Origin of the sequence: Nodosilinea sp. FACHB-131 (genome assembly GCF_014695395.1) — a bacterium.
Lineage (GTDB): Bacteria > Cyanobacteriota > Cyanobacteriia > Phormidesmidales > Phormidesmidaceae > Nodosilinea.
Window position 1 is genome coordinate 15,710 of record NZ_JACJOF010000041.1, and the last position, 25,859, is coordinate 41,568.

Here is a 25,859-nt window from a genome sequence, read left to right on the forward strand (position 1 = left end):
CGCTACTTTGGGGCCTAGTCGGTGTACATGGGCGTTCTTAGTCCGCCGCTGAGCAAGAGGTTATTTATCAGTTTTGCCATTCTCGCTTCAATAAAGAGAAACATCGCATATCCCAAAACTGATCTTTCCAGAAGCCATATTCTCTCAAAATACCCTCCTCGAAAAACCTCAATTTTCTAAGTACTTGGAATGACTGTTCATTACCAGGGATAACAAACGCTTCGAGCCGATTAAGGTGAAGTTTTACAAATCCGTATTCAATCATTGCATGGAGCGCTTCTGGCATATACCCCTGCCCCCAATGATCCCGCCTTAACTCGTAGCCTATAATTGCACGTCTACTACCTAAGTGAACAGCATTATAACCACAAGTACCAATCAAACGATTAGTAGACTTTAATGCGATCGCCCATCGGATACCTTCATTTGTTGCAAACTTTTCGTTCATCCGGCTTATAAATTGCTCAGCTCGCTCAACGGAGGTAAATGTCGCCAGGTCATAGTACTTAGTTACTTCATCATCAGAAAAGACTTCAAAAACATCCTTTGCATCTGATGGAGATAATTGGCGCAAGCAAAGCCTTTCGGTCTCAAGCTGGGGGAATAGTTTGATTAACTCTTGTGTCTCCATCATGGCCTCTACAAACTTTTTCCCAACCGATGACTTAAGGGCTAACGTAGAGCTATCGGGCCCATGCCGTTAGAACTCCGCTTGAGCGCCGGATTAGGCCTCACGTGGCGGTTATTTCGATAACTTTCTGAGTCATGGAAGAGTGTCCTTCCCGACTTCAAATGAAGTCCACTCGATGTTCCACTTCGCAAATATGTCTGAACACTGTTTCATACCCAGTTTATTGTAGAAGGGAATAGCTTCGTCATTCACGTTGGCGAACAAGACTATCTCCTTCTCTCCGCCGGCAAGCTCATGTGCTGATTCCACGAGCAGTTTTCCGATACCTCTACGTTCGTAGCGTCTATCAATTCCGAGGTCTGTTAAGAAGAGCCAGTATGCAAAGTCAGTTAAGCCAAAGCATACTCCGACAACTTCATCATCTATGTTGCGCGCAATCAGGCTGACTTGGACGCTCTTGACAAGTACGCGGATGCGTTCATTGAACCTTTCTTTCGGATACTGCTGGCCAAGATTAGTTCTTGCGAGGAATGAGATATACTCATCTGCCTCTATCAGTGCATGCTTGATATAAATGCGTTCACCTTGGAGGTCAAACGTCCGATCAAACTCGATGCGTGCTGTTTCCGCCATCTCTACTCCGTCGGGTCGAAATGCCGCAAGCTTGGTGCGAATGACAGTTGTGTTCCTCAGCGTGGCCGTGCCGGCGAAGAGGTTCGTGAGGCATAACTCGTTATCGTAGGAAATCATTCCACCTAACTCCCTAATCCGGGTGATTAGGAGAAAAATTCAGTATAACCAGCCCGGCAAATCTGCCGAAGATCGCACCAACTATCTTCAACCTTCCACTAACCCAGGCCTAATTCGGTTTCATAGCGAGATCGGCCGTCGGGCGCTCTACTAATGATCAGGTGAAAGCGATTAGGAGAGTAGCCACCCCGCTGTAAGCCAGCGTCCCGCGATCGCAGGCATCCTAGGCCCAGTCATGAGTGGCATGCTGGCTTAATAGTTCAGGGCTGCGATCGCCTTCTTCTTCTGCTCCGGGCTCACCTCCAGATACCGCTGCAAGCTAGCCAAGCTGCGGTGGCCGCTGATCTCTTGAATCACCCGCAGGGGCACCCCCGCATTACTCAAATTTGTTAAGGCCGTGCGCCGGAAGCTGTGAGTGCTAATACCTAGCCCGTCCAGCCCGGCATAGGCCAGCGCCTGGTCGAGCAGCCAATCAGCTGACGACCGCGCCAGCCTACCGCGCCCGTGCCGACCGGGAAACAGGTACTCAGCCCCACCGTTGTCGTATTCAACTAGCAGCACCGCCAGTTTGAGGTGGATGTCGATCTGCCGAGTCGCCAGCTTGCCCTTCGTCGCTTTAGCCGGGAGCACCAGCACGTCGCCCTTAATGTCGCTGGCTCGGAGTGAGATCGCCTCACTTACCCGCAGCCCACAGTAGAGCAGGATGCCGAACAGGGCTTTATTTCGGGGAGAGTCCATTGCCGCAAACAGCCGGGCAATTTCGTCGTGAGTTAATACCTTCGCCTGGCCATTAGTGCTCATCGGATCCGTGGTGTGCCTGCTTTGCTTTACTAGACAGTACTCACATTTCGTATAGTAGAATTCACGAGTTTACAAGGCTTTCCGGGTGTTGGGTCGTGCGATCGGTTTTCGTCTCAGGTGAGACAGCTGGAAAGCCTTGATTTTTCGTTGCGGCGTCTCAGGGCTGGAATGGTGAGACGGAATCTGAGTTATTGAACTCCAATAGCGCTGAGTCATTTCTATGCGCGCCGCTATCCCACATCCGGCTAGCTAAATTTAATATTTATACAAATGACTAATTACACAATTATATAATTGTGTAATTAGTTTATTTACCCTCTGAGCTTTTGCATTTGGCTATAAATCCGGCGCAGCTTGCCCGCTTCTTTACGTTCAGCTAACCTTTCTGAAGCTTGGGAGACAACCCGAGTTTTCAGTTCAGAATCCTCTTGCAGGATGAGGTAACAAGCCTCTAGCAACGTCTCTATCGTCAAATCTTGGTCTTGGACAAAGCGCTCAATTTCCTTATCCAGGTTTTCTTCTAGGCGGATGTTGCGCCGGGGTGCGACCTGAATTAACTGTGTTAGCTGGTCTTCCAGGGAAGGTGTTTCAACCCCTGAAAGACCAGCAGTCGCTTTGGGGGGCTTCTGGAGATGCACTGGTTCAGCTGCTACCGCTGGGGAAAGCTCCATCTCCACTGAGTCAACAGCCTGAGAGCCTTGGGCCGGCGACGTTAGGGATGTGTCTCGCGCTACCTTAGGCCGCTGACTGCGAGACTTAATACGAGCCAACATGTCTTGTCCATCGCTCACTTCAGCACCTCTCGAATACGATCAATCAACGATTCAAAGGGATAGGCCAGATCTGGATAGCCCAAATCTTCTAGGAGAACACCTTGGCTGATGGCCTGCTTATATTTCTCTGACTCTCGAATTGAAGGCAGCATCACGTTCTCTCCAATCTCTCCTGCCATTTCCCTAATGACCATGTCACTCTCTTTGGTGCGAGAACGGCCTACCCAGCGATCTCGAAAGGGAATCACGCCTAAAACTTTTGCTTCAGAAGCACCATCTTCGGTTAATTCGCGCACAGCCTCCACTGTACGAATCAGTGAACCATATCCCTTGACCGTAGCTTCACAGGGAATCACGATCTGGTCCGCAGCCCCAATGATGCTTTTGCAAATCTGGCTACGTTGAGGTGGGGAGTCAATTACTACAACATCAAACGAGCCATTGGCGGGTTCTAACCGTTTACCCAAAGCTAGAGCCCCGACCCCAGAACTGGCTAAATACTCCTGAACTTGATCTAGCCCATCATCGGATGGAATGAGGAAGAGGTTTTTGGTTGCTGTCGGATAGGTTGCATCTTCCAGGCTTACCTGTTTGCGATAAAGCTCTAGCAGGGTTGGCTGATCGGCTGCAACCTCATGCTGTAAAAACGTGGTCATGTTGCTCTGGGGGTCTGCATCTACTACAAGCACGGTATAGCCAGCACGAGCAAGGTACTTGCTTAGTAGGACAGCCACCGTGGTCTTACCCTGCCCCCCTGATAGCGAAAGAGACGCGAGTGTCAGCATGAGCTCATCACCTAATTACACAATTACACAATTAGCTAAGGATATAACAGATAAATTAGCCATGAGTATAGCGAGCCTCAACAGGGCTCAAGCCCTTATAGAATAAGAATTAACAAGTGAAGCTCGTTCAAGTCGAAATTAAAGCAGTTGTCAAACTATATTTTTACTTAATTGTATAATTACACAATGACTATTTTATGGGTTAGGCGGAGTATGGCACCGATTCGTATAAAAATAGGCCGTATCTCCTGAAACCTCCATAGAACAGTGGTCGCAAGACTTAGAAGTCCTGAATTTCTGTGCTGGTTACGTCTTTTTATTGCCACTGATCACTAAATGACCACTGCTTTATGCCTCAACCTCCTGCCCTGTTTCCTGAAGACGAAAATTACTTTGCCCTGCTTAATGGACTGAAGAAGCGGATCCGGTCAGCGCAGGTTAAGGCAGTCCTGGCAGTTAACAGAGAACTAATCCTCCTCTATTGGCAGATAGGTCGTGAAGTTCTCGCACGGCAGCAGGCAGAAGGTTGGGGCGGTAAGGTTATTGAGCGCCTGGCTCAAGACCTAAAGCGAGAGTTTCCCGACATGAAGGGTTTCTCGCGCTCAAACCTCATGTATATGAGGGCTTTCGCGGAAGCATGGCCTGACGAGCAATTTGTCCACCAGGCTGGTGGACAAATTCCGTGGAAGCATAATTGCGTCATTCTCGAAAAGGTTAAAACTCCTACCGAGCGTCTTTGGTACATCCAGCAAACCGTTGAAAACGGCTGGAGTCGCAACGTGCTGATACTACAAATCGAGAGCGGCCTGTTTCAACGCCAGGGTGGTGCGATCACGAACTTTGAGCGCACCTTACCCTCGCCTCAGTCCGATCTAATGCAACAGCTAATCAAGGATCCCTATCATCTGGAGTTTCTGCCTCTGGGCAAGAAGTTTCAGGAACGGGAACTGGAGAACGCCCTGGTCGCTCATATCCGGGACTTCCTCATGGAGCTGGGAGTTGGCTTCGCGTTTGTTGGCAGCCAATACTATCTCAACATCGGTGGCGAAGATTTCTATCTCGACCTGCTGTTCTACCATCTGGAACTGCGCTGCTTCATCATCATTGATCTCAAAGTAGGTGAGTTCAAGGCCGAGTATTCCGGCAAAATGAACCTCTATGTCTCGGCAGTGGATGACCAACTGCGCAAGGAACACGATAATCCAACGATCGGTATCATCCTGTGCAAGTCGAAGAATAAGACGATTGCTGAATACGCCCTACGTAACGTCAACACGCCGATTGCCGTGTCGACCCACAAGCTATCCAAACAACTACAGGAAAGCTTGCCGACTGCAGAGCAGCTAGAAATGGAGTTGGAAGCCGCTGTGAAAGAACTGGGAGACGATCAGCCAGATGAGCCGTGAATCCAGCAGCTTTACCTATAGCCCTTCTTGCTAAAGCCAAATCCGGGCTTCTTGCTGTGAGTAAGTATTGCTACGGGTCGTAGCACAAATTCCTTGGGGACATAACCAGTCGCTGCTCAACAAGCTCAACGCCAGAACGCTGATTCAGGTCACCTTGAGAGGACTTGTAGGTAAGGGTTTGAGGTACTTAGTAAACCCTTTAATTTGAATCACCCTATTTATCTATCCACCCGCAGATGATAGAGCAGTAGGAACCGCTCATCGTCCGTCAGCTCAGACCAGCGCTGGCCCTCAAATCGATCGGCTATGAATTGTCGGATCACCTCCCCAGACCAACCCAGACGCCTAATCTGGTGTTGAATCTGCTCATGCAGGGCTGGGTCGTAAGCTGCAGGCTCAGCTTCCTGTGGAAAAGAGGACGCGTCCCCCCGCACCCCCCTTCCCGGAGTAAAAGAGTTTATATCCGACCCCAATTCACCAGCGCAAAGCGCCTTACCCTTCATATCTCTCTCTAAGGGGTGTAATTCCTTGCTTTCTGGGGGTTCTAGCGGTTGTGACATCGCTTCAGCTCTCACCTCTTCACGGGCTAGAAAGCTTGCTGTTAGGGCAATTACACCCTCTTGGTGCTCGGGGTGCCAAAGGCGGAGGTGCTTGTAGAGGGTCTGGTGGCTAACTCTGGCTCTTTGGGCGATCGCCTTGGCTCTCGCCGTAATCTGCTCGGGTAGCTCTCCAGCCTGCTCCAGGTTGGTGTAAGCAGCGCAGATGCGGTGCTGGGCGTCTTCGGTCTGCCGCTGGTTGAAGGGCACTAGGTTGTTCTTGGGGTGGCTGGTGTCACGAGTAGGGGTGGTGCCCAAGGGCCAGTAGTAGCCCTCGACAGCTTTGGCCCAGGCGACGACTTTGCGCTTGATGTCGTGCTGGTGGCGGCAGTATTGCTCGTAACCGGGACAATGTAGGGCGATGCGCAGGGTGTAGTTGATCAGGGCTTGGCCCTGGAGGCCTTCGAAGACACGGCCGTAGCAGGCGATGGTTTTGAGCAGGTGGTTGGTCTGCCCATAGGCGGTCCAGCCTTCGGTGATTTCGAGGTCGAGGTCGTGCCGCCAGCTCTCGACGGGGTGGCTGCGACGCTTGGGCCGCTTGCGGTGGTTATCCCGGCCAATTTTCATCGCATGGCGCAGGGTATCCATGTCTTGGTGGCTGGCTGCACCATCCCAGAGCCAAAAGAACCGGGCCAAGCTGTCGCCGATGGGGTTGAGGTCATCGTCGAGCAGGCAAGAGCCGCTGCCGGGCTGGAGGGGCAGCCGGTGCCCCATGTATTCGATGAAGGTCTGAACGCCGTAGGCTTTGACGTTGGGGAAGATTTCGAGCTGCCCGGCCTGAAGCCGAAATCCTTGTGCTTTGAGGCATTCTTTGAGGGCAACGGCCAGGTTAAAGGTATTAACCAGCTCGGCAAAGGGAAGATACAGGTGCAGGCCCCCACTCCAGCTAGAGCGCAGCAGCAGGGTGCGGGTGATGCCAATGGTCTCTAGGGCAGCCCGAATCTGGGCCACCCCATCAGCGGAGCAGTAGTCGCCGCCGGCATCGAGGTCGAGCAGGGCGTAGCGGGTGTCGTGGGTAAAGCGAACGCCGAGCAGCTGGTTGGCGTCTTGCCAGTGGTTCCAGAGAACGCGGGGCCGCAGCGGATAGTCTTTAACAGTCGTCCAGGCAGCTTTAGCGGTGGCGTCATCCGGCAGGTCGGCGCGGATGAAGTTCCAGGGATAGTGGCCAAAGATTTCACATAGCCGCTGGCCCGTGGGGTCAGCGGGGAGGGGTTCAGAACGGGGAGCCTTACGCGACTCCTCGCCCCATCCTATAGATGCGGTCATGGGGTCTTCTCTCTCCTAAAAAAGAGCAATGAGTATTGCCCCGAGAGAGATCCGGTGTTACCATAGCCGCATAAGGAATTTAGGCGTGGCTCGGGAACTGGTCCTCTCGGGTTTTCGCTTTTTAAAGAGCCGGTGGCATGTGCTGCCGGTTCTTTTTGCCTATTAAGGGTCTGGTCAGGACGCTTAACACTGATTAACGCGATCGCCAGGGGGTCAACCCAGCGGAGCGTCAATCATGGCCGGATCATAGTACAGGTGTCTAAGCCGGGCAAGGCAAACGCTAAAAATTGGGCTTCATGAGTGTTTTGGGGTGGGTATCGGCCTCCTAACGTGCAACAAAAGACTGTGATTACCGCTCGGTTGGCGGTAGTTGCCAAGGCTCTAAACCAGCGTCGCGGAGCTGCTGTTCTAGTTGGGCTACTTGTTTGTGCAGAGCATCGTGTTCTGCGTAGGCTTTACCCCGATCAAAAGTTTGTGGTGTGTAACTACTGACCTTTGAAGCTTTGAAGGCATTCAGGCACAAAAAGTTTGATCCGTTCTGCTGAAAAGTCCCAACCGCCTCAGGCGTCCTGGTGATGCTCATCCGGCAACTACCATCGGGCATTTGAAACCCAGCGACCGCCAATGGGCCGATCGCAACCGCAGCGCGTTTGGCTTTGTCTCCAGTGGTCATCCTGCTACCCGTTGCCACAGCCGAGCAATCTCCGCTAGCAGGACCTGAATGTTTTGGGTGAATGCCCGGTGCTCTGTAGTGTTGGCCTGGGCTTCTAGCTGCCACTGCTCACGCGCTGCCCGCATCTCTGCCCGGTCTGCTCTGGCCTCAGCTAGGAACACCTCAAAACGTTGATCGACCTCGGCTTTATGCTGCTCGGCTCTCTGTGTGGCTTCCTGTTGCTGCTGACCCATGTCGGCAATCATGGCCACGGTGTCGGCAATGGATGCCTCTAGCTGGGTTTGGGTTCGCTGGTCGCCCTCGGTAATGCGCTCACCCCATGCCTCAATGGCGCGGGCATTGCTCTCCACAATTTTCTCGGTGCGGTCTAGCCGCTCGGTACTAGCAGCGTTGGATTCGGCGACTTTGGCTAGCAGGGCTTCTATTCGGTCAAGGCGATCGCTGCTATAGGTCATGCCTTACCTCCCTGCTCAGAATCCATCTTGTCTCTAATGGCACGCTCCACCAGGAAGGCCGCCAGCGTGGTCGGCTTGTTGCCTTCCTTTGCGGCCCAATCCTCTAGATATTCTGCAAGCCCATCGGGCAGCGAGATATAAAAACGCTTTGCCACTATTTTGGTCGTCACTTCATGGCTCCAATATTAAGGGCTGCTGACTGATTAGTAACTCTCCAAAGAAAAGATGACTAGATAGTAACATATTAGTCATTTAAATGTTATCTTTCAGTCAAGACACGAAACGACATAGGTACAGGGCTGGGCCTAGTTGGCTCACTCTTTGCCGTGCCATAACGCGCCTACCCCGTATCCGCAACGGTTCAAAGGATTTTTAGCTATGACCAAACTCGTCAGCCTTCATTCCTTCTGCAAAGAGAACGGCAACCTGCCCAAAACTTCTGTGCGCCGCTGGCTCAATGACAAGGGCTACAGCACCAGCGACGGACTCAGCCCCGCGGCTGTCGAGGCGGCACTCGCGCAGTTCTGCCCCGCGCCTGCACCCGCTGCGCTCGATATCGCTGGCTTGACTATCCATGCCGGCAATCACTGCACGACTATCAACTTACCCAATTACCAAGGGCTGACCGTTGACCTCGGGCAGTTTCGCGAGTCTGAGGCGCTAGTCATTGATGACCCGTTGGCGGTGGCTGAGCAGTTTTTGCAGGCTGCCGACTTGATTCAAGAGGCACTGGCTGATGACATTGCTGCCCGTGAGCAGCGGCTACGGGCCACGAAGCAGGCCCAAGGTGCGATCGCCGCCAAGGCGCAGGAGTTAGCTCTGGAGCAGCGCCTCTACCGCTTACAAACGGCACAGATTGACCAGGCGCAAACCGACGAAACGACCGCCTTAGCCGATGCCCTGGCGCAGCTGCAAAGCCTGGGAAAGCCCGCCGAGGCCGACACCGCCGCCTGATTTTGTTGGCCTTGGCTACGGCTGGGGTTGCGATCGCGCTTTTCATCGCCCACTAAAAGCCCCTAGCCGGTTGGCAGACCAAGGCTGGGGGCATTGCCCGAAAACCATTACGTAAACGGACACCACCATTATGAAACCTATTCACGGGGTATTCGCCATGGCCATCGTTGGCACCGCCATACCCAGCGTTAGTAACCTTGGCAGCTTCGCCTCGAAAGTCACCACCGCCCGCGCCGAAGCCAGTCGTATCGGCGATGACATGACCGAGCTCATGCTGAGCCAGCAAGAACAGGCGCAAAAAAACGAGGTGGCGATCGCTCGCTATCGAGACGGCTGCATCCCGGTAGTGAGTGCTGACCAGCAGCGCTACGTCTCCCTCATGCTCAACACCCCGGTGCTCGACAGCGCCACCAATCACCCCATCCCGGTGGGCTCTATCGTCTGTGATGCCCACGGCAACACAGGCATCATTAACGACGATGACAGCGACCCCAACACCCCAGGGCTCACTCAAAAGATGGCCTTCACCGGCGATAAGTCCCTAGTCGACTGGCGAATGAGCCAGTACCAGGGGGCCGCCTACTACATGCCCTCCAACTAAGCCCAGCAAACCTTTAGAGGCCTAACCCATGACTACCTATTCCACTAAAAAACGCTCAACCCGTAGCCCCAACTCAGGGGCTAAGACCGCGCGACAGCTGCTCTACTGGCTGGCGATCTGCGTGGCCTGCGTCGTGGCAGCTGCCAACCTGCTGCCCTACTGCAAAGCGGTATCCCTGGCCTTAATCAATATCTTTGACCTGCAAGGTCTGGTGGGCTTCTTTGGCAATCGTGCCCTGGCCCTCGTCTCAATCCCCGTTGGGGTCGTGCTGTGGGCCTTTATCCAGACGGCCGAGACATACCCCATTCTGCTGAAGCACGACCGGAAGCTGATGCGCTTGATTGCCCTTGAGGCCGACTCAGCCGAACGGCTCCAGGTGAATGAGGACGACGATCCCGCCCTGGTGCGCCTGAAGGAATGGTACAACCGTTTTCCCCTGCTCAGCATCCGCAGCGCCAACCGGGCCAGCCTGTGCGCTTACATCGTGGATACCTTCCTCTGCTTAACCGTCTTCCCCCCCGTCGAGGGCGGCTTTGGGCAGCTGGTGTTTGTCATCTTCACCGGCCAGTGGGGGCTGATCAACTGGGGCAGTGTGGGGCTGATCGTCACCATGCTGTTCTGCTTTGAAATGATGGTGCGACTCATCTTGTTCCTGGGTCTGCAATGGCACTACATGAAGCGAGCCCACGGCTAGAAAGGCCAAATAACACTGCAAACGGGGCAACGGTGCCCCATCTCTTTAGGTGAAACCATGAGTAACTTAGCGACCACACAACCCCTCTGGATTGACACCGCCGAGGATGCCGCCGAGGGGATGCACAACCCCAAACTCTATATCGGGGGTGGCCTAGCCGGTGGGCTCGTCCTGGGTAGCCTGTTAAATCCACTCACGGGTCTAGCCGCCCTAGCCTATGGCCTCTACCTGGCCTGGGATGCTAACGAGCGCAACAGCGACCAAATCGAGGCCGTCAGCGATGGCCTGGTGGCCCACCTACTCGACAAAAAGCAGCTGCGCAAATACCAAGCCGATGTCGGAGCCGACCAGGTGCAGGCAGAGCTAACCCAGGCGATCGCGCGGGAGCTGCGCCTCTCAGACGAGGCTGAAAAGCTGGCTAAGTCGCTGGGCCTGCTGGGCAAGAATGTGCCTGCTGCCCCGCCACAACTGCCCCCATCAGACCCCGAGGCAGCGCCGACCCTACCTGCCCCCATTGGACCCAGCACCCGCCTAAACGCCCTGCCTGTAACGGCTACCCCAGCCAGTGGCCAGCAGTGGGATGAGGATGAGGTTGCGATCGCCCCCACGGCAACCGGCATCCTGCAAGATTGCCTCGCCTACCCAACGATCCTCATCTACGGCCCCCAAGGGAGCGGCAAAAGTACCCTAGCTCATTGGCTGATTCAGCAACGGCTCGCCGCTGGCCACCACTGTGAGATTCTAGACCCCCATGCCGCCTACGGGGCCTGGAAGGGGTTGCCGCTCTATGGCGCAGGCATGAACTATCAAGCCTGCGACGATCGACTAGTTGCGTTTGCTGACCTGGTGAAAAGCCGCTACCAGGTCTTGAGCAGTAAGCCTAATTTCAACCCCAAACCCCATACCTTGTTGACGGAGGAATTTACCAACTGGGCCCAGCATTGCCCCCACGCTGGCCAGTTTTTTGGCAGCTCGATGAGCGACTTGCGGAAGGTGAATATGTTTGCCGTCTACGTTGCTCATGGCCGCACCTTAACGTCTTTAGGAGGTAAAGCTGGTGTAGCTGAACAACGCGATCAAACCCTACTGGAGATTGAGCTATCTGCGATCGTTGGCCCTGGGGGTAAGGCCATGCCGTCGGGTAAGGCAAACGTCTATTACCCTGGCCAGAAAAACGCCCCGATCGCGGTCGAGGTGCCCACCCTAGAGCTAGAGCAACCGGCTAACAATCAGGGCCTAGAGTCGGCCTACTCGGCTGATAGTTCAGATGATGAGGTCGCCATTATTCGGGAGGTTTTAATCAAGGCGGCTGAGCCGCTACGGGCATCCCAAATCAGGCAAAAGCACCGGGCATTGAAGGATGGTATTGACACCAAAGCTCTAGAGCAAAAGTTAGAGCTGATGGCCATGGAAGGGTTCATCGAGCGCCTTCCCGAGACACCGCCCAGATACGCTGTCTTGTGATGTCTCGCGGCTATCTACGCTGCGAGACAAACCCGCCAAAACCTTTGTCTTGTGGTTGTCTCACCGTCTCGTGATTGTCTCGTGGGTTGTCTCGCGAGATAGTCAGGAGACAGCTACAAGACAGCACCACCCTCTACCGCCGACTGATATTTAGGAGTAAGAAATATGGCTTGGCAATGCCCTTACACTCCACTCGAATTGCACCAGCTCAACCCCCATAACTTTGACTACGGCGATCGCGTTGTGTTGCCCGACGGCCGCACTGGAATGGTGAGCAAGGTTGGCTATAAATATGGGCACGTCGATGCTGATACCGAGGCTGATTGGAAGGGCTATCTGGCAGAACTTCGCCCGCTGGTGACGGAGGAAATCGGCCAGACCAGGGTGCAGCAATTGAGTCTGCTGTAGCGCGAGCGCTTTGCCGCCGTACCGTAATGTCACTGATAAGTAACGGCCCTAGACGGTTGTATTAATGAGTTGACCACTACTTGGACTTCTCTAGAGTCATGCACGATGGACTTTTCTACTGGTTTAGAAGCCTTAGCCCTGAACTACAGGGCCATATAACGGAAACCCAAATTTGTACTACGGCTTGGGATGCCGTGCGAGGCCGTCCGTTGATGATCTGCGACAGCCATCACGCCGCTGCCGCTCTACTGAAAATAGCGCCGCTCCTAAATGGCGCTGCCGTCATGGTTGAGATCAGCGATTTACCGACTGCGCTCGCCGTTGGCCAAGCCACCGAAGCAGTCAAGAAAACCAGCGACAAGCAGTAGACTGCTAAAGAATTTCACCTCTGCCCCTGGCCCACCGCCGGGGGCTTTTTGCTGTCTAGGCCTGCTGCCTAAAATTCAGCCACAGCAGCACGGCAAGGCCACCTAACCAGAGCATGTCTGCTCCTAGCGTGTTGGTCCCGGCATACATCGCCCAATCAGCAGAGTACATAGCAACATCCACTCGACCAGGCTATGGTGCCCAAACCAAAACCCCCACGGCCAGCGTTGTCTGTGGGGGTTTATTGCATCTAGATATGGCACGCGCCCGCTGTCGGCCTATGGTGCCCTGGGCGGTGAGAGCGGTAGCAGGGGTAAGCTATTTGGCGTAAATGGAATTTCACATCTGCCCCTGGCGATCGCGCTAGGGCTTTTTGTTGCCTACGCCCGCTGTCTCAGGTACAGCCACACCAAAGCAGCAATCTCCACCAGCCAAAGCAGGTCAAAGCCTAGACCGGTGTTATTCCCGGCATACATCGCCCAATCAGTGGGCCATTCTCCAGAGCCCCAAGCTGCTTTAGAACGTGAAGGTGGCGCGCAGAGCACCCCAGAAACCGGTGTTATCGGTTTGGGTGCTCAACTTGGCATCGCCGTAGATCAGCGCAGGGGTGATGGTCAAGAACTGATTAAAGGGAATTTCGTAGTAGCCTTCAACAATAAAGGGGTTGTTAGTAGTCCCAAACAGCTGGGGCAACTGGCCACCGTAGACGCCAAGTTGAGCACCCTCAGCCAGGAAGTCATTAAGGCCAAGGCCAGCAGTCCAGCTAAAGTCGTTGCCGCCGTTGTAGGTGGTGTAAGCACCATGACCAGCAACGAAGAACCCACCGAAGTCAAGGTTCAACAGACCAGCATAGGTGTCAGTAGCACCAGGCAGCAGCAGACCACCGAAGTTCTGAGACCCGTCGCTGTGGATATAGGCAATACCAGCATCCAGGAAGCCATCGCTCAGGAAGCTGAGCTGAGCAATGTAGCTCTGGCTAGCAGCAGCAAAGATACCAACACTAGGGTCGAAAGCACCAGGGCCCTCATCGGTTCTGCCGCCAGCGGTGTAACCTGCATCTAGCACGATGTTGTCAGTGAGAGCAAAGCTCAGACCAACACCAGCGCCGTTGGTGCTGCTACCACCAGCGTCATAGAACTGAGGACCACCAGCATCAGCAACGGAGGGACCGTCAAAGGGCACGATGGTGCTGGTTACCCAGTCATCGCCTTGGAGACCACGAGCAGAAGCAGTTACGGTAAGACGGCTGCCAACGGGGAACTGGTAGTAGAAGTCATCAAGAGCGACGTTGTAATCGGTATTGTCAGGGTTGCCGGCGTCACTGCCGCTGGCATTAGCAAGACCACCTAGACCATTGATGGCATTGCCGTTGCCAGATTGCAGGCGAATACGCAAACGGTCGTTGCCGGTAAAGCTGGAGTCAAAATTCAAGCGGGCACGGGCAGAAACGCTGGTGCTCGCCTCACCGGTGACGGTATCGATCGGAGTTACCAGGTGCATGTCAGCCTGACCAACCAGTTTAGTGGTGGTCGAGAATTGCTGAGCGCGGAGGGTAGCGGTTTCAGCTTCCAGGGCGTCGATGCGGCCGCGCAGGATAGCCAGATCATCTGGGAAGAACTCTTCTTGCAGGCGACGGATGATGGACAAGTCGTCAGCTTCGATGCTCACCTGGGTCATCAGGGCGGTGATCACGTCCAAGCAGGAGTTGAGAGCAGCAGTGAACTCAAAGCGGGTCATGCTGCGCTGACCACGAAAGGTGCGGTCGGGGTAACCCTGAAGACAACCGTAGCCGTCAACCAAGCTTTGCAGCGCCTGGAAGGCCCAGTCGGAGGGCAGCACGTCGGTGAGTTCTGAAACGCTGGTGATTTGAGCTAGTTGAACAGAGTCTTGGTCGAAGTCGCCGACCACGAGGATAGCGGCTTCAGCTGCGATCGCAGGGCCAAAGGCGGCCACAGCTGTACCTAGGGCAGCGGGCACAGCCAGCAAAGATTGCCAAAATAACTGAGTCATTTACAGGACTTACGCAAAACAGTTGGTGGGGCGGTAGCAGGGGCATAGGTGCGATCGGCCAGATGGCTTAGTCGGCAGAGCGTTAGCACTCATGGTAAATCCGCCGTTCGGTCGTGGCTCCTCAATAACTATGAACGTTATCCCGTAGATGGAGAAATCAACCTGACGCAGCATCAAAAAGGGTGGCAAATGGTAATCAACGAATTTCGCATTTTGCTAGACGCCTACATCCACGCCTCGAATGACGGGGACGTGAGTACTGCTGAATCGTTGATGAAAGAACTAGATGGCCTAGTCGTGTCATCCCGATATGACCACATGAAGACAGAGAAAAGCTAAGGGATGGACGGTGGGGTATTACCCACAAAAATGCCAAAACAAAACCCCCAGGGCCAGCGGTGCCGGTGGGGGTTTGTCGCATCTAGATATGGCACGCGTCCGCTGTTGGGGTTTATGGTGCCCCTAACGGTGGAGACTTTATAGGGGCAGGGTGCGATCGCCAACGTGGCTTAGTTGGGGGCGCTGACGCGCTTGCAGGCATACTCTGCTCCGTTGGCATCTATAGCCTTACAGTGGACGTTGCCCCACTTAACCACTGTCAGCACATCGCCTTGGGGAGCCTCAAGGGGAATAGTGCCCCGCCCTAGACGTTCGACCAGTTCCGAGGCAGATAGATCCATGCTCGCGGCCAGGGTCTTAAAACCATCCCACCCAGTAGCGGTGGCCAGCAGCTGACGACGCTTCTTTGCAGCCCCATACATCGGCGCACGGGGCTGCAAGTTCGATTTTTGGCGGATTTCTGCACCTCCGGTCAGCCTAGATGAGGTGGCAGCATAAAGTTAACCGCTACCGTCACCACACACACTGCTGAGCGTGGCTTTGGCCGTGGTACCACCGCACCCAGAAAAATTACCGCAATGCAAGACAACACCGCCGACCTGGCCCGCGCACTGAAGCAGATTGAAGTCGCTACCATGGCGATCGCCGCAGCCAACCCGCCTAACTGGAAGCGCCCGCTCGATGCCTATAAGAATGGCTGGGTAGCTGCGATCGGGGCGATCGAGGTAGCTCACGACGACCACGGGCCCACCGTCATCTGGTGGATGGGGCACCATTATACCCGTCGCAGTGGCAGTAACCCCAAGTTTGGGGCTGCGATTTGGTTCAGCCGCAGCGCGGGGAAGGGGGAAGATGGCGAAGCTGCGTATCTGAGGTTGATTACCTTTGCTGATGGCCCTGCCCTCACAGCAGAGCCGCTGCCAGACTACGTGGTGAAGGTGCTCGATCGCAGTAACCAGAAGAGGTAACCCCGAGGGTGCGATCGCTCCGGTGCCTGTCGAGGACGACCTGCCCACGCTGAAGGAGCTGCTGGCCGAGGCTAAGGCATTGACCGCCCGCCCTGTGCCCACGGTGGCCGCAGCTGTCGCTGCACCGGTTGCGATCGCACGGGTCGAGGTCGAGGTGGCCGCTAAGCCGATCGCCGAGATGACCAGCCAGGAGCTGCGTTGGGAATGCCAGAAGCAGGATATCGCCTAGCGGAATGCCCACGGCAAGGGCAAGCACCTGCGGAAGGAGGAGATGGTTTCGGCCCTGTCCTAGGGGCCGCACTGACAGCCCACGGCGTTAAGAGAGGGCACCAACGTAAAAACCCCTGCCAATGTTTCAAGGTCATGGCAGGGGATTACCCAAAGTGATAGGTAATTACATGGTACTTGCAACCGTTCAAAATCCAACCCGCCCCACTGCTAACCGTGGCTCTGGCCGTCGCGCCCGCACCCGCTGGTATCGCGTCGTCACCGCCCACACTGTTGAGGGCCAAACCGTAGTTGACGGCATCAATGTCGAGGTGGTCAGTGGTGGCCACTACGGCTGGGGAGAGCAGGCCGCGATCGCGGCCCACATCGACCAGCACCACCCCGGGCATGAGGTGGTAGACACCTGGCCTATTGCCCGACCGATCGCAGCATAGACCGCTTAGGGGCTGGCGATTGCTGGCCCCACAAAAGCCGTGGGCGGCAAACTACTCCCGATTAGGAGTTAAGCAAGAGGTCGCACCATCTGGCGGACCCTCTCAATCCGCTTCAAAGCATTACCCATGTGCCTCCGACCAATTGACGAGTCGGGGAATAGACTTGCTGAAAACGTGTCGATATACCGCTCCAAGTCATCAACTGTGCAACCTCTACCATTGCCTCCGAGCCATTGATGAAAATCCTTGTGAACACTTTCCTTGATAACAATGAGGTTGTATGGATGATCCGCTAGATGCGGGTAATTTTGGCAGTCATAGACATGATGAGCTGCTAGGTTAATAGGATTTGCAGGGCCGCGTTTTTCACCTGTTATCTGACAAGTTTGTTTGGCAGCTCTTTTAGCCTTTTCCTTTGCCTGTTCAATCAGTATGGGGCGATTTTTACGATCTTCTACTACATCTTGCAATGCTGTAGTAACACGCTGGGATACCAATTCGCACCAGGCACGTCGATGGTGATTGGTTAGAGTTGTTCCCAAGTTGGCTGATACTCGCGCAATGCCCATGCCGCTCAGACAGATGGCGTCCCCATCTTTGATAAAGTGCTTCTCAAGCTGCAGCGGCTCAGCCTCAGTAGCTCTAATCTCTCCCTGAAAAGCTTTATTCAAAACATCTTGGCGATTCCCTAGGCCCAGCAGCTGGCGAGTATAGCGAGGCCGCATGTAGGCATGATCATTAACGAATATGAGTGCGTCCTTACTCTTGACGACCTCAATGAACTTTTTCTCTACTAAGAGCTGCTTTAATTTTTCGTCTCGACCACTCAGCCACCGACGAAATCGGCGGAACAGTTGTCGCCCCTCATTTTCATTAATGTATTTGCATATCTCGTAAGCTCCCTCCGGACTAAACCGTCTTTGCTTAAGAGACTGGTTTGCCCAAGAAAAATGTTCTCCTTCAGTTAATTCCCACTTGTCATCATGAACTTGATCAAAAAAATCGCAGATGTCGTAGATTCGCTGTAGCGACACCTCTAGAGCTTGAGAAAGCTCATTATCTCGAATAGTGCATTTCTCAGTCATGTTCTTTCTAGGAGTATGCCGCCAGTAAACTGTCTCTCATCAGCTTCAAGCGGTTGAACACCTTTCCGTCACCACCCTGGTCAGGGTGGTGCTGGAGGGACAACTGCCGAAAAGATCCTTTGATGTCGTCTGCCGTAGCCTTGTTGGGGTCTAGCTGAAATACTTCCCAAGGACGGAAGTTGCGGAATATATCAATCCCGTTGATGCAGTCCTCACCAATGGCATCACGTTCAGACTCTGGTAGTTCCACCCATTCCCGATAAATTTGCTGCCAGGCTGCTTTGTTGTTGAGCTTCAGCTTGGCGTCAGCGACATAGAGCTTGAAGGTCGCATTTTTCTTAAGCTCGTCATAACTCTTACATCCCAAGGCTTGAGTGACACCGGCTTTTAACTCTGGCAGGCTAAGTTCAGCCTGCTTGAACGCTCCCCCGTTTACAAACTCGGCCAAGCTGAGAAGCACCTGCTCGTCGTAGCCATGCGCTGATGCCAATTCCCGAACCCTGCCCCTAACTGCATTGAAGTTGGGGCGCTTTATCCTGGTAGATTTTGATTTAGCCATACTGGGGGTCCTCTAAGCCAAGGGCTCTTGCCCACTACTCAATACAGTTCCAAAGTGCCCGCGATTCATTCTGAAAAGCACGCGGTCTTGACACAAGATTTAAATACGTCTTCATTGAGTAGTTGCGCCACGAGGCGACCAGTTGAGCTAGTCAATCGCTACAAGCATTGTTCAGCCGTCGCTTCTAGCAGGGGTGTGGGTGAAGTTTCAGGCTCTGCCAAAATAAATCCCACCGGCCAGCGTAGCCAGTGGGAAGTTCTCAGAACGTATCGCAAATATGCTGAGCCTAGATTGCCCCAATTGGTCGAGGCCCACGCAGGGGTAGCCCGATGGCTAAGGCTTGATACCGACTCACTGTCACATGCCAGCCCACGGACTACGGAAACGGCTGAAACCCGCATTCTCTCGTTGACGGGTTGCGGATACAGCAGATAGGCTAGCTGCGAGCGCAGGCAACTACTCAACCCACTAGCCTTCAGCAGTTTAAAGTCATTGAGCACTCGGCTCGATAATCTCCTCAGCTACCTCCTAGCAGAGGCGGTCTAACGACCTCGTTCACCCGCCGCTAAAAACCTATTGGAATCAGCCAGCCAACTTTATACGGTCGGTGTGCAACGGGATTGTTATACAGCGATGCAATAATCCCAAAATTTACCAGTAAATTGTTGTGTTCGACCTGAATTCAGACATCTATTATGCTGATTCATCCGTGCAGAGCATCTGCATAGCCATCTGTCTGTATTCATCCAAGCCCGACCTTAGCGCAAACTCCGCAACATCTACAGCAACAGTGGCATTTAGTTCAATCACATGCTCTGCCATTCTTGACCATGTGTGTCCACCTGCCTCTGCATATGCCGAGATTAACTTATCGAGAGCATCTTGACCAAACGTGTGGTAATAGGCAACAAAATCTTTCGTTGGAACAGTGACAGATGCCTCAGTCCAGTCAATAAATCCGGTTACTTGCGTTTGTGCATTAACCAAAATGTGACCAGCGTGTAATTCACCATGAGTTAAAACCGTTTCTTGCATCCAAACTTCGTCGTTATAAAGCCAGGACTGCCAACGTTGCCATAACGTTTGATCTACACCAAATTCCTTTTTGACGGCATCCATTCTATGCTTCATCTCAACACGGACTTCTTTGGCAGTTTTCACAGGAAGACCTACTGCTCGTACTTTCTCAACGTTAACTTGATGCAAAGAAACGAGTCCCTTCGCTAACGACTCATAAAACTGATTGGGTACGTTCGCCAGGTCAATCTCCCACACATAAGCTTTTGCTTCTGGATCGATCGTACCTGCTGGCACACCGCTTAATGCTCGATAAGCAATCAGTTCATCAGTGCAAATTGTCCATCGTGGCACGTCCACACTGAGGAGTGGAGCAATCAATTCCAGTGTTCGTTTTTCCTTATCTACTGATGGCAGAACATCTTCCCGTCGAGGAAGGCGTAGAATCCAGCGTATTCCATCTACGTCCGTTGCTAACGCCACTTGAAAATCAAGACCGGATTCATTAAATTGAATAGAACTTTCCTCAATCGTTAAACCGTTCTTATGAGCCAATTCCAGCACTTCTTGCTGTGATTTTATATTTTTGATCATGTTGTTATAGACGATTGCGCAAAAACTTGTAGGATTCGCTAGCTATACTACATGATACTACAAAATAGCGATAGCTTGAACTCCGAACACTCGCAATAACCTTCAGGTTATTTTCGCCACACAACATTTAGTGGTATAACGACTCAAATCAGCGGCGGCAGGCAAACTCGAACTCAGCACTAAAGGCTTTCAACTGTCCGCCTGCATTTGAATTGTTAGACAGCTTTTTTCTAAGCTGCTTGCAGAACATAAAACGTATAACCATAGGAGTCGCTGAATTTTTTAAACAGTCGCATCTCTTCTTCAGTTTCATGAATAATTGATTGAGTAATTGGGGTAATTTCGATCTGCTGCATCCGCTCACGAAGCGGTTCATAGTAATTGACCCACCAAGCCTGACTCGGCAGCCGATGGGTAGAAAGTATGCTAAAACCAGACCGATTAGCCTGAACGATATTCTCAGCCTCGGTACCCATCATCGGATAGGCGTTCTGCCAATACGCGAGCGCAGGCTCTGGCACATTATCAGTAAACCAACTCAGCTCTGATATGACGGCAATGCCGCTGTTGGCAAGAAGCGGTCGCCAGATTTTAAGAGCCTGCTCAAACCCAAGATTATAAGCAGCTCCCTCAGACCAAAGCAGGTCAACCGAACCCACTGACCAATCGAGCTGAGCCATATCACCCTGAATCGGAATGATTAAATGCTCGAGACCAAGCTGTTTTGCGCGCTCTCTAAGTTCGTCGATAAAAACCGAAGAGGAATCTACCGCCATGACAGGGCTCTGGTAGCGTTGTGCAAGCAGCAATGCACTAGCACCACTTCCGCATCCTAGATCGGCAATTCGCGGCTTGATCGGTAAGGTCGAAAGATTGCTCAAAATATTGAGCGAAAAGTCAGAGTCACCTGGCCCTTTACGGTCACGTCCACGGTGTAAATCAATCAAAGCGGTAACGTACTCGGCTCGAGTGTCTGTACTCATATGGATTTTTAATGGCTTATAGTCTCAAAAGGCTCTTGCTGTCTAACGGTCCGAATGAGCCGCGCGCCGCATGTGGATAAACGGAGCTTCGACGCCGGTCACCTCGAACCCAAGTCGTTCATACAAGCGTTGGGCACGCGGATTGGCAGGGACGACCAAGAGTGTCACGGGAAGCCCGCGGTCAATACCTTGTTGGATAACATGTTGAACCACGGCGTTGCCAATGCCTTTGCCCTGCATCTCTGGGACGAGCTGTAGCTCAACGATGTGCAGATAATTAGGTGTTGCTTCAAGCCACAATCCCCCAACTGCCCGCCCATGAATATCGATGATCGACACGGCGCACATGCCAAAGCGCCGATTGAAGTCGCCTCGCTGCCACACGTCGTCCCAGCCCCAGGTGTTGTCGATCACCTCGCGCATCGTGGTGCAGTGCAACGCATAGAGGAACTCACGATCCGATTCCGATGCTGAACGAAGCCTCCATTCCATTGTGTCGCTCGTTTATCTGTCTGGCTAACGTTCCTGGTGAGCGGCTGCAAGATCCTTCGCGACTCCACCAAGATCTCTGCATGGTCCGCTCCAACAGGGTTGTGAGGTCCGCCCGTCGCCTATCGCCCTATACCGTGTTCTAGTCTACGTTCAACACTTTGCGGAACACGACCTTATCATCACCCGTCGCATAGAAGTCTCGAATACGTGCCTCCTCCTCGTAGGCGCACTTGCGGTAAAACGCTCGCGTGCACTCGAACTCCGGCAGCCCTGACGTTTCCACCAAAAGCATACGTCCACCGCGTGCCGTCAATGTTTGTTCAACGTGGCGCAGCAGTGTCGCACCGCGTCCTTGTCCCTGGCGGTCAGGTCGAATGGCGATCAATTGCAGATTCCACGTCCGATTAGTCATGCGTTCCGGCTCGCAGTAGGCGACTCCAATCGGTCCGTTGTCGTCGTCGGTGAGCCAGAAACGATCGTTGTCGCTGTCGCCATCGAAGTAATCAGTCAGCATTTCGCTCAGCTGGTCAAGCTCATTCGACTCAAAGCCGATCGCGTCAGCTATCGCGATTAGCGCGATCGTGTCATCGGGTGTGCTCGGTCGAATCATAGTGAAATCCAACGTATTGAGATTGGTAGGTGAATTGCAATGGTTTAGGCTCTTCCTAAGCAAAAGAAACTTTTAGATAGAGCTGCTGAATCATAGGCAATAGCAACAAGAATCTGTAAACTTCGTTAACTGTACTACAAAATACTACAAAATGTAGCTGATTGGTTCTGAATGCTCAAAATAACTTTTAGGCTGCCGCCTTCTGACCAGCTAGCGCCATAACACTAAGTTCAGCCGCGCAGCCCGGCGCGGCTGCTTGGGCATGCACGGTAGCCGAGACCCGGCGTCGGCTACAACGCCTGGTTCGGCGGCGGGGCGATGCGAGCTAGCGGATAACGCGGTACCGGTGAATGGCTACGCCACCGACAAACGTCCTGGCATCCGTGAGCTCAAGCATTACCACCTGCTCACCGAGGCAAAAGAGGGGGGTGCCTATTCCTAGAATGACTGGGTTGATCTTCAGAATCACCTCGTCGATCTCATTGAGCAACGTAGCGGCAAGCCGGCCGCCACCACACAGCCAGATGTCGAGACCCTCCTGCTCCTTGAGCACGCGTACTGAGCCGATTGGGTCGTCAGAAATGAGCTCGACGTCAGGATCCGGACTTGCTGCCATGGTAGTGGACACGACGTACTGCTTGAGGTGCGAGTACGGACTGGTCATCCTAGCTGACGCGCCGACTTCATACGTATCCCGACCCATGATCACTGTGTCGAAGTGACGATTCTCTCCTTTCGCACCCATGACTTCACGGAAGTGCGTAGGGATTGTCTCGGGATACTCCTGTACGATGTGCGGGATGTGCTCGCCCGTCATTGGGAAGAAGTCGAAGGTGCCGTTCTTACGGGCGATGAAGCCGTCGACGGTACACGCGATGTAGTAGATCAGCTTTCGCATCTGATGATTGCTGGGGGAGTGAGCCTAGTTGATGGGAGTTGCCGAACGTTGCTGTCTAGCGGTTATGCGGCTGCCAACATCATAAATCTTCCAGCTTTACATACACTTCTGTCGGATGAGAAATGGCATAAGGGATGTTCCATTGGCGAAACCCTAAACTCTGATACAAACGTGCCGCTATTTCATTCCCTTTTCGATAACTAGTCGCGATGATTTCAACATCAGGATGCAGCTTAAGGCGACGAACCACTTCAAGCATAGTAGCTCGTCCATAACCTTTCCCCTGGTACTTTTCATCGATCATCAGCCGCATAATGAATCCTACACCTGCGGCAAGTTCATACATCGTGAATCCAATCATGGGCACTTCAGGTTGTTCATAACCACAGGCAGCAGCATCGTAGACGCCCAGAGGAAAAAGATTGGGATCAACATACGCTTCTGCGAGAGACTGTGTGTTAGCTGCAACCCAATCCTTCTGCAACTCCGTAACCTGAAGATTTAAGCATTCTCGGAAATTCTCGCGCGTCACTTTGCGTAAATGAACTTTAGCCACAGCCTTACCTAGCCAAAATTGGATTGCTTGCCGTTGTCTAGCTTAACAATCGACCGCTGAGGGATCTTAGGTGGAAAAAACTCAGCCTCAACGCCGAATACGAGATGGGGTAAGCTAGGCCGGCTAGTTGCAAGCGCAGGCAACTACTTAACCTACTCGCCTTCAGCAGTTTGAAGCCATTGAGCACTCGGCTTGCTCGATAATCACCTCAGCTACCTCCTAGCAGAGGCGGTCTAACGGCAAAACGCAGCGGCGGCAGATAACCTTGACCTCAGCACCAGCAGCTTTCAACTGTCCGCTGCCGTGACGTGTTGGACGGCGGTCTCTTTTGTCCAAGCACCAAATCACCTGGGAAAAGCATATCGCGCCTCCAAAGCGTCGAAACCTATCCAATCCGGCTCAATTTCGCCAAAACCAGTTACATCAGGGGTCGATCGTGCTTATTCACTAGAAGCCCGCTTGGGTGAACGGGACTTTTGACATTTGCGGTCATCGGTCAGAAATAGTTTCTTAGAAAATAGAAGATGGAGGGTAAAAGTTAATCGGTTCATCTCCCAATTTTTGTGCATTCATAACTAAAAACGCCTTAGAAGTTCGGTGGATTTTGCTGGCGCACCTGTTGATCTAACTCGTTCAATTCAAACTGGAGGTCAGCAGAGTATTGCTGAATGTGGATTTCATCCCCTTCGATTAAACTTGCTTGCAACTGCCTAATTAAGGTTTCAATGCGTTGACGCAGACTTGGAGCAAACCGCATTCCAAAATCTAACGCTGCCAGCTTCAGTTGCTGTTGCGCTTTTAAAATTAAGGCTTCAGCACGAATACGCTTCTCAAGCGAATCGTAAATCATAGCGTTACTCCAGTGTCTTAAAGAAGAGCGAATTATTTTCTCTTAACCATAACGCTTCAATTGCTTAGTGCATCAAGCCATATAGGACAACGAGTAGTGTGTTCCCTACTTAATAACGACCAAGATAAGCAGCGGCATAACTCGTTATTAGAGAGAAAATTTCCGTCTAATATTCCTATAGGGGTGATTAGGTAGAAAAAGTTAGTATAACCAGCTCTTCAACTCTAGCCGCGATCGCACTAATTATCTTTACCCTCCCCTTGGAACCATTTTTGTCCAATGGCAGGAAAGCTGAGGCCTCGGCACCTGGGAGGAACCCCGATCAGGCCATACAGTGGCATCGGCTAGTTGCCCCGCGCCGCAGAGCAGCATCACAATCTCTCTTTGCAGCTCTTTCGTAAGTACAGGTGTGGGGCAAGCCAGATTGGCTAGTTATGCGCGCAGGCAACTACTCAACTCTCTTAGCGCAACGTTTCAACCGATAGAGGGAGATAGTGTCCGAAAGAGTTCCAAACTACTTGGTTGCAATGATATGAAGATCTACGCTAGGAAGAGCTCGCATCAGCCGCTGTAGAATTGAGCCTTTAGTGAGCAGTTGCCAGCGAGATCGGTGGGTTTCGCCCAAAACAACTTGGCTGATGTGATTTTCGGCAGCAATGCTGGCAATGGCTTTTACCACATCCTCTGACTCTACCCGCAGAAACTCGCCTTCGAATTCCTCGCAGAGCCGTTTGCAGGTTTCGATATGGAGAGCTTCTACCTTAGACAAAAACTGATGGGGATGGGCGACAAATAGCACATAGAAGCGACTATTCATTTGGCTAGCAATGCGCGCCCCTCGTCGCAACAACTGAATTGAGTTGGGATTAGTTGAAACACAGACCAGAGTGCGTTCTTGGATGTTGCAGTAGCTCTGAGCGTTGCCCTCTCGTCCATTTTCTTCAATGTTGTCAGCTACCTCGCGCAGGGCCAGTTCCCGCAAGGCCACCAAGTTGCGTCGTTGAAAGAAATTTTGCAGCGCCTGATCAATCTTAGCGGGGGCGTAAATTTTGCCCTCCTGCAAGCGCTCTTGCAAGGTTTCAGGGGTGACGTCGATAACTACCACTTCATCGGCTTCGTCGAGCAGGCGGTCGGGCACCCGTTCGCGCACCACCACTCCAGTGATTTTGTGCACCAGGTCATTCAAACTCTCCAGGTGCTGAATATTAATTGTGGAAAATACATCAACCCCCGCCGCTAAAATCACCTCTACATCTTGGTAACGTTTTTCCCGTGGAGAGCCGGGGACATTGGTATGAGCTAACTCATCAATGAGTACCAATTGCGGGCGACGGTCAATGATGCCCTGGGTATCCATTTCCATCAGGTTGCGCCCTTGCCAGGTCATTGGTTTCAGAAGGACTTGCTCCAGCCCAACGGCTTTTTCGGCGGTGTCTGTTCGTCCGTGGGTTTCCAACAACCCAATCACTGCATCAAACCCTTCCTGCTTGAGTCGTTGACCTTCCTCCAGCATGCGATAGGTTTTGCCCACGCCAGGAGCCATGCCGATAAAGACTTTGTGCTTGCCTCGGCGAGGGGAAGGGAGGCATTGGGTGGGGTGGTACATGAAGAGG

The 25,859-nt window shown here is 53.0% G+C and carries 32 protein-coding genes; 11 read left to right on the forward strand and 21 right to left on the reverse strand.

What is annotated here, in order from left to right; all coding sequences use genetic code 11:
• Window positions 1-67: 67 nt before the first annotated feature.
• From H6F75_RS26560 to H6F75_RS26580, 5 genes are all read right to left on the reverse strand, one after another.
• Window positions 68-634 carry a GNAT family N-acetyltransferase gene (locus H6F75_RS26560; protein ID WP_199304155.1) on the reverse strand — a complete coding sequence of 189 codons (567 nt, stop codon included), beginning with the start codon at window positions 632-634 and terminating at the stop codon, window positions 68-70.
• Between the two features lie 129 nt (window positions 635-763).
• Complete coding sequence (locus H6F75_RS26565; protein WP_199304156.1) at window positions 764-1,381, reverse strand: GNAT family N-acetyltransferase; 618 nt, start codon at window positions 1,379-1,381, stop codon at window positions 764-766.
• A gap of 252 nt (window positions 1,382-1,633) precedes the next feature.
• Window positions 1,634-2,182, reverse strand: coding sequence for a tyrosine-type recombinase/integrase (locus H6F75_RS26570; RefSeq protein WP_190756216.1), 549 nt, complete (start codon window positions 2,180-2,182; stop codon window positions 1,634-1,636).
• 311 nt (window positions 2,183-2,493) lie between these two features.
• Entirely contained in the window at window positions 2,494-2,853 is a 360-nt protein-coding gene (locus tag H6F75_RS26575) for a hypothetical protein (protein WP_190756218.1), read from the reverse strand.
• Window positions 2,854-2,969: 116 nt separating this feature from the next.
• Window positions 2,970-3,740 (reverse strand): ParA family protein, encoded by a 771-nt coding sequence (locus H6F75_RS26580; protein ID WP_190756220.1) that lies wholly within the window; start codon window positions 3,738-3,740, stop codon window positions 2,970-2,972.
• Between the two features lie 350 nt (window positions 3,741-4,090).
• Here H6F75_RS26580 and H6F75_RS26585 point away from each other — a divergent pair, with 350 nt between their 5' ends.
• On the forward strand, window positions 4,091-5,146 hold the full coding sequence (locus H6F75_RS26585; protein ID WP_190756222.1) for a PDDEXK nuclease domain-containing protein: 1,056 nt from the start codon (window positions 4,091-4,093) through the stop codon (window positions 5,144-5,146).
• Between the two features lie 218 nt (window positions 5,147-5,364).
• Here H6F75_RS26585 and H6F75_RS26590 read toward each other — a convergent pair whose 3' ends face one another.
• The 4 genes from H6F75_RS26590 to H6F75_RS26605 all read right to left on the reverse strand — a co-directional run bounded on the left by H6F75_RS26590 (window position 5,365) and on the right by H6F75_RS26605 (window position 8,306).
• Complete coding sequence (locus H6F75_RS26590) at window positions 5,365-7,008, reverse strand: hypothetical protein (RefSeq protein WP_190756224.1); 1,644 nt, start codon at window positions 7,006-7,008, stop codon at window positions 5,365-5,367.
• A 349-nt stretch (window positions 7,009-7,357) separates the two neighbouring features.
• Window positions 7,358-7,681 carry a hypothetical protein gene (locus H6F75_RS26595; protein ID WP_190756226.1) on the reverse strand — a complete coding sequence of 108 codons (324 nt, stop codon included), beginning with the start codon at window positions 7,679-7,681 and terminating at the stop codon, window positions 7,358-7,360.
• On the reverse strand, window positions 7,678-8,136 hold the full coding sequence (locus tag H6F75_RS26600; protein WP_190756228.1) for a hypothetical protein: 459 nt from the start codon (window positions 8,134-8,136) through the stop codon (window positions 7,678-7,680). The genes H6F75_RS26595 and H6F75_RS26600 overlap by 4 nt, the downstream gene beginning before the upstream one ends.
• Window positions 8,133-8,306 (reverse strand): hypothetical protein, encoded by a 174-nt coding sequence (locus H6F75_RS26605; protein WP_199289770.1) that lies wholly within the window; start codon window positions 8,304-8,306, stop codon window positions 8,133-8,135. Before H6F75_RS26605 ends, H6F75_RS26600 begins: the two co-directional genes overlap by 4 nt.
• Before the next feature lie 208 nt (window positions 8,307-8,514).
• On the opposite strand from H6F75_RS26605, the gene H6F75_RS26610 reads away from it, so the two are divergent.
• From H6F75_RS26610 to H6F75_RS26635, 6 genes are all read left to right on the forward strand, one after another.
• Window positions 8,515-9,090 (forward strand): hypothetical protein, encoded by a 576-nt coding sequence (locus H6F75_RS26610; protein ID WP_190756230.1) that lies wholly within the window; start codon window positions 8,515-8,517, stop codon window positions 9,088-9,090.
• 130 nt (window positions 9,091-9,220) lie between these two features.
• A complete protein-coding gene (locus H6F75_RS26615; protein ID WP_190756232.1) occupies window positions 9,221-9,691 on the forward strand; it encodes a hypothetical protein in 471 nt (156 codons plus the stop codon).
• 28 nt (window positions 9,692-9,719) lie between these two features.
• The gene (locus H6F75_RS26620; protein ID WP_190756234.1) at window positions 9,720-10,385 is read left to right on the forward strand and encodes a hypothetical protein; all 666 of its coding nucleotides are present in this window, start codon (window positions 9,720-9,722) and stop codon (window positions 10,383-10,385) included.
• Window positions 10,386-10,442: 57 nt separating this feature from the next.
• Window positions 10,443-11,849, forward strand: a complete 1,407-nt coding sequence (locus H6F75_RS26625; RefSeq protein WP_190756236.1) for an ATP-binding protein — start codon at window positions 10,443-10,445, stop codon at window positions 11,847-11,849.
• A gap of 165 nt (window positions 11,850-12,014) precedes the next feature.
• The gene (locus H6F75_RS26630) at window positions 12,015-12,257 is read left to right on the forward strand and encodes a hypothetical protein (RefSeq protein ID WP_190756238.1); all 243 of its coding nucleotides are present in this window, start codon (window positions 12,015-12,017) and stop codon (window positions 12,255-12,257) included.
• A 98-nt stretch (window positions 12,258-12,355) separates the two neighbouring features.
• Window positions 12,356-12,625, forward strand: a complete 270-nt coding sequence (locus H6F75_RS26635) for a hypothetical protein (protein ID WP_190756240.1) — start codon at window positions 12,356-12,358, stop codon at window positions 12,623-12,625.
• A 514-nt stretch (window positions 12,626-13,139) separates the two neighbouring features.
• Here the strand turns inward: H6F75_RS26635 and H6F75_RS26640 are convergent.
• Window positions 13,140-14,633 (reverse strand): iron uptake porin, encoded by a 1,494-nt coding sequence (locus tag H6F75_RS26640; protein WP_190756242.1) that lies wholly within the window; start codon window positions 14,631-14,633, stop codon window positions 13,140-13,142.
• Between the two features lie 189 nt (window positions 14,634-14,822).
• Between H6F75_RS26640 and H6F75_RS26645 the strand changes: the two genes are divergently transcribed.
• Complete coding sequence (locus H6F75_RS26645; protein WP_190756244.1) at window positions 14,823-14,972, forward strand: hypothetical protein; 150 nt, start codon at window positions 14,823-14,825, stop codon at window positions 14,970-14,972.
• A gap of 170 nt (window positions 14,973-15,142) precedes the next feature.
• On the opposite strand, the gene H6F75_RS26650 is transcribed toward H6F75_RS26645, so the two are convergent.
• Window positions 15,143-15,394, reverse strand: a complete 252-nt coding sequence (locus tag H6F75_RS26650; RefSeq protein WP_190756247.1) for a hypothetical protein — start codon at window positions 15,392-15,394, stop codon at window positions 15,143-15,145.
• 156 nt (window positions 15,395-15,550) lie between these two features.
• Between H6F75_RS26650 and H6F75_RS26655 the strand changes: the two genes are divergently transcribed.
• From H6F75_RS26655 to H6F75_RS26665, 3 genes are all read left to right on the forward strand, one after another.
• On the forward strand, window positions 15,551-15,940 hold the full coding sequence (locus H6F75_RS26655) for a single-stranded DNA-binding protein (protein WP_190756249.1): 390 nt from the start codon (window positions 15,551-15,553) through the stop codon (window positions 15,938-15,940).
• A 22-nt stretch (window positions 15,941-15,962) separates the two neighbouring features.
• Complete coding sequence (locus tag H6F75_RS26660) at window positions 15,963-16,169, forward strand: hypothetical protein (protein ID WP_190756251.1); 207 nt, start codon at window positions 15,963-15,965, stop codon at window positions 16,167-16,169.
• 169 nt (window positions 16,170-16,338) lie between these two features.
• Window positions 16,339-16,602, forward strand: a complete 264-nt coding sequence (locus tag H6F75_RS26665; protein ID WP_190756253.1) for a hypothetical protein — start codon at window positions 16,339-16,341, stop codon at window positions 16,600-16,602.
• Window positions 16,603-16,670: 68 nt separating this feature from the next.
• On the opposite strand, the gene H6F75_RS26670 is transcribed toward H6F75_RS26665, so the two are convergent.
• From H6F75_RS26670 to H6F75_RS26715, 10 genes are all read right to left on the reverse strand, one after another.
• Window positions 16,671-17,687 carry a hypothetical protein gene (locus H6F75_RS26670; RefSeq protein ID WP_190756255.1) on the reverse strand — a complete coding sequence of 339 codons (1,017 nt, stop codon included), beginning with the start codon at window positions 17,685-17,687 and terminating at the stop codon, window positions 16,671-16,673.
• A 7-nt stretch (window positions 17,688-17,694) separates the two neighbouring features.
• Window positions 17,695-18,246 (reverse strand): J domain-containing protein, encoded by a 552-nt coding sequence (locus H6F75_RS26675; protein ID WP_190756257.1) that lies wholly within the window; start codon window positions 18,244-18,246, stop codon window positions 17,695-17,697.
• Window positions 18,247-18,939: 693 nt separating this feature from the next.
• On the reverse strand, window positions 18,940-19,857 hold the full coding sequence (locus H6F75_RS26680) for a macrolide 2'-phosphotransferase (protein WP_190756259.1): 918 nt from the start codon (window positions 19,855-19,857) through the stop codon (window positions 18,940-18,942).
• Between the two features lie 230 nt (window positions 19,858-20,087).
• A complete protein-coding gene (locus H6F75_RS26685) occupies window positions 20,088-20,840 on the reverse strand; it encodes a class I SAM-dependent methyltransferase (protein ID WP_190756261.1) in 753 nt (250 codons plus the stop codon).
• Between the two features lie 42 nt (window positions 20,841-20,882).
• Window positions 20,883-21,332: a GNAT family N-acetyltransferase gene (locus tag H6F75_RS26690; RefSeq protein ID WP_347710715.1), complete on the reverse strand. Its 450-nt coding sequence runs from the start codon at window positions 21,330-21,332 to the stop codon at window positions 20,883-20,885.
• Between the two features lie 139 nt (window positions 21,333-21,471).
• The gene (locus tag H6F75_RS26695) at window positions 21,472-21,942 is read right to left on the reverse strand and encodes a GNAT family N-acetyltransferase (protein WP_190756265.1); all 471 of its coding nucleotides are present in this window, start codon (window positions 21,940-21,942) and stop codon (window positions 21,472-21,474) included.
• A gap of 325 nt (window positions 21,943-22,267) precedes the next feature.
• Complete coding sequence (locus tag H6F75_RS26700) at window positions 22,268-22,840, reverse strand: dihydrofolate reductase family protein (RefSeq protein ID WP_190756267.1); 573 nt, start codon at window positions 22,838-22,840, stop codon at window positions 22,268-22,270.
• 79 nt (window positions 22,841-22,919) lie between these two features.
• Complete coding sequence (locus H6F75_RS26705; protein ID WP_190756269.1) at window positions 22,920-23,396, reverse strand: GNAT family N-acetyltransferase; 477 nt, start codon at window positions 23,394-23,396, stop codon at window positions 22,920-22,922.
• A gap of 586 nt (window positions 23,397-23,982) precedes the next feature.
• Window positions 23,983-24,246 carry a hypothetical protein gene (locus H6F75_RS26710; RefSeq protein ID WP_190756271.1) on the reverse strand — a complete coding sequence of 88 codons (264 nt, stop codon included), beginning with the start codon at window positions 24,244-24,246 and terminating at the stop codon, window positions 23,983-23,985.
• Between the two features lie 514 nt (window positions 24,247-24,760).
• A complete protein-coding gene (locus tag H6F75_RS26715; protein WP_190756273.1) occupies window positions 24,761-25,852 on the reverse strand; it encodes a sensor histidine kinase KdpD in 1,092 nt (363 codons plus the stop codon).
• Between the last annotated feature and the right edge of the window lie 7 nt (window positions 25,853-25,859).

Coding starts and splice junctions, on each gene's coding strand:
- H6F75_RS26565 (WP_199304156.1), bottom strand. CDS start 1,381: ATGATTTCCTACGATAACGAGTTATGCCTCACGAACCTCTTCGCCGGC.
- H6F75_RS26630 (WP_190756238.1), top strand. CDS start 12,015: ATGGCTTGGCAATGCCCTTACACTCCACTCGAATTGCACCAGCTCAAC.
- H6F75_RS26670 (WP_190756255.1), bottom strand. CDS start 17,687: ATGACTGAGAAATGCACTATTCGAGATAATGAGCTTTCTCAAGCTCTA.
- H6F75_RS26715 (WP_190756273.1), bottom strand. CDS start 25,852: ATGTACCACCCCACCCAATGCCTCCCTTCCCCTCGCCGAGGCAAGCAC.
- H6F75_RS26620 (WP_190756234.1), top strand. CDS start 9,720: ATGACTACCTATTCCACTAAAAAACGCTCAACCCGTAGCCCCAACTCA.
- H6F75_RS26610 (WP_190756230.1), top strand. CDS start 8,515: ATGACCAAACTCGTCAGCCTTCATTCCTTCTGCAAAGAGAACGGCAAC.
- H6F75_RS26635 (WP_190756240.1), top strand. CDS start 12,356: ATGCACGATGGACTTTTCTACTGGTTTAGAAGCCTTAGCCCTGAACTA.
- H6F75_RS26615 (WP_190756232.1), top strand. CDS start 9,221: ATGAAACCTATTCACGGGGTATTCGCCATGGCCATCGTTGGCACCGCC.
- H6F75_RS26675 (WP_190756257.1), bottom strand. CDS start 18,246: ATGGCTAAATCAAAATCTACCAGGATAAAGCGCCCCAACTTCAATGCA.
- H6F75_RS26590 (WP_190756224.1), bottom strand. CDS start 7,008: ATGACCGCATCTATAGGATGGGGCGAGGAGTCGCGTAAGGCTCCCCGT.
- H6F75_RS26560 (WP_199304155.1), bottom strand. CDS start 634: ATGATGGAGACACAAGAGTTAATCAAACTATTCCCCCAGCTTGAGACC.
- H6F75_RS26680 (WP_190756259.1), bottom strand. CDS start 19,857: ATGATCAAAAATATAAAATCACAGCAAGAAGTGCTGGAATTGGCTCAT.
- H6F75_RS26650 (WP_190756247.1), bottom strand. CDS start 15,394: ATGTATGGGGCTGCAAAGAAGCGTCGTCAGCTGCTGGCCACCGCTACT.
- H6F75_RS26690 (WP_347710715.1), bottom strand. CDS start 21,332: ATGGAATGGAGGCTTCGTTCAGCATCGGAATCGGATCGTGAGTTCCTC.
- H6F75_RS26585 (WP_190756222.1), top strand. CDS start 4,091: ATGCCTCAACCTCCTGCCCTGTTTCCTGAAGACGAAAATTACTTTGCC.
- H6F75_RS26645 (WP_190756244.1), top strand. CDS start 14,823: ATGGTAATCAACGAATTTCGCATTTTGCTAGACGCCTACATCCACGCC.
- H6F75_RS26595 (WP_190756226.1), bottom strand. CDS start 7,681: ATGACCACTGGAGACAAAGCCAAACGCGCTGCGGTTGCGATCGGCCCA.
- H6F75_RS26710 (WP_190756271.1), bottom strand. CDS start 24,246: ATGATTTACGATTCGCTTGAGAAGCGTATTCGTGCTGAAGCCTTAATT.
- H6F75_RS26570 (WP_190756216.1), bottom strand. CDS start 2,182: ATGAGCACTAATGGCCAGGCGAAGGTATTAACTCACGACGAAATTGCC.
- H6F75_RS26575 (WP_190756218.1), bottom strand. CDS start 2,853: ATGGAGCTTTCCCCAGCGGTAGCAGCTGAACCAGTGCATCTCCAGAAG.
- H6F75_RS26685 (WP_190756261.1), bottom strand. CDS start 20,840: ATGAGTACAGACACTCGAGCCGAGTACGTTACCGCTTTGATTGATTTA.
- H6F75_RS26580 (WP_190756220.1), bottom strand. CDS start 3,740: ATGCTGACACTCGCGTCTCTTTCGCTATCAGGGGGGCAGGGTAAGACC.
- H6F75_RS26600 (WP_190756228.1), bottom strand. CDS start 8,136: ATGACCTATAGCAGCGATCGCCTTGACCGAATAGAAGCCCTGCTAGCC.
- H6F75_RS26625 (WP_190756236.1), top strand. CDS start 10,443: ATGAGTAACTTAGCGACCACACAACCCCTCTGGATTGACACCGCCGAG.
- H6F75_RS26640 (WP_190756242.1), bottom strand. CDS start 14,633: ATGACTCAGTTATTTTGGCAATCTTTGCTGGCTGTGCCCGCTGCCCTA.
- H6F75_RS26700 (WP_190756267.1), bottom strand. CDS start 22,840: ATGCGAAAGCTGATCTACTACATCGCGTGTACCGTCGACGGCTTCATC.
- H6F75_RS26695 (WP_190756265.1), bottom strand. CDS start 21,942: ATGATTCGACCGAGCACACCCGATGACACGATCGCGCTAATCGCGATA.
- H6F75_RS26655 (WP_190756249.1), top strand. CDS start 15,551: ATGCAAGACAACACCGCCGACCTGGCCCGCGCACTGAAGCAGATTGAA.
- H6F75_RS26665 (WP_190756253.1), top strand. CDS start 16,339: ATGGTACTTGCAACCGTTCAAAATCCAACCCGCCCCACTGCTAACCGT.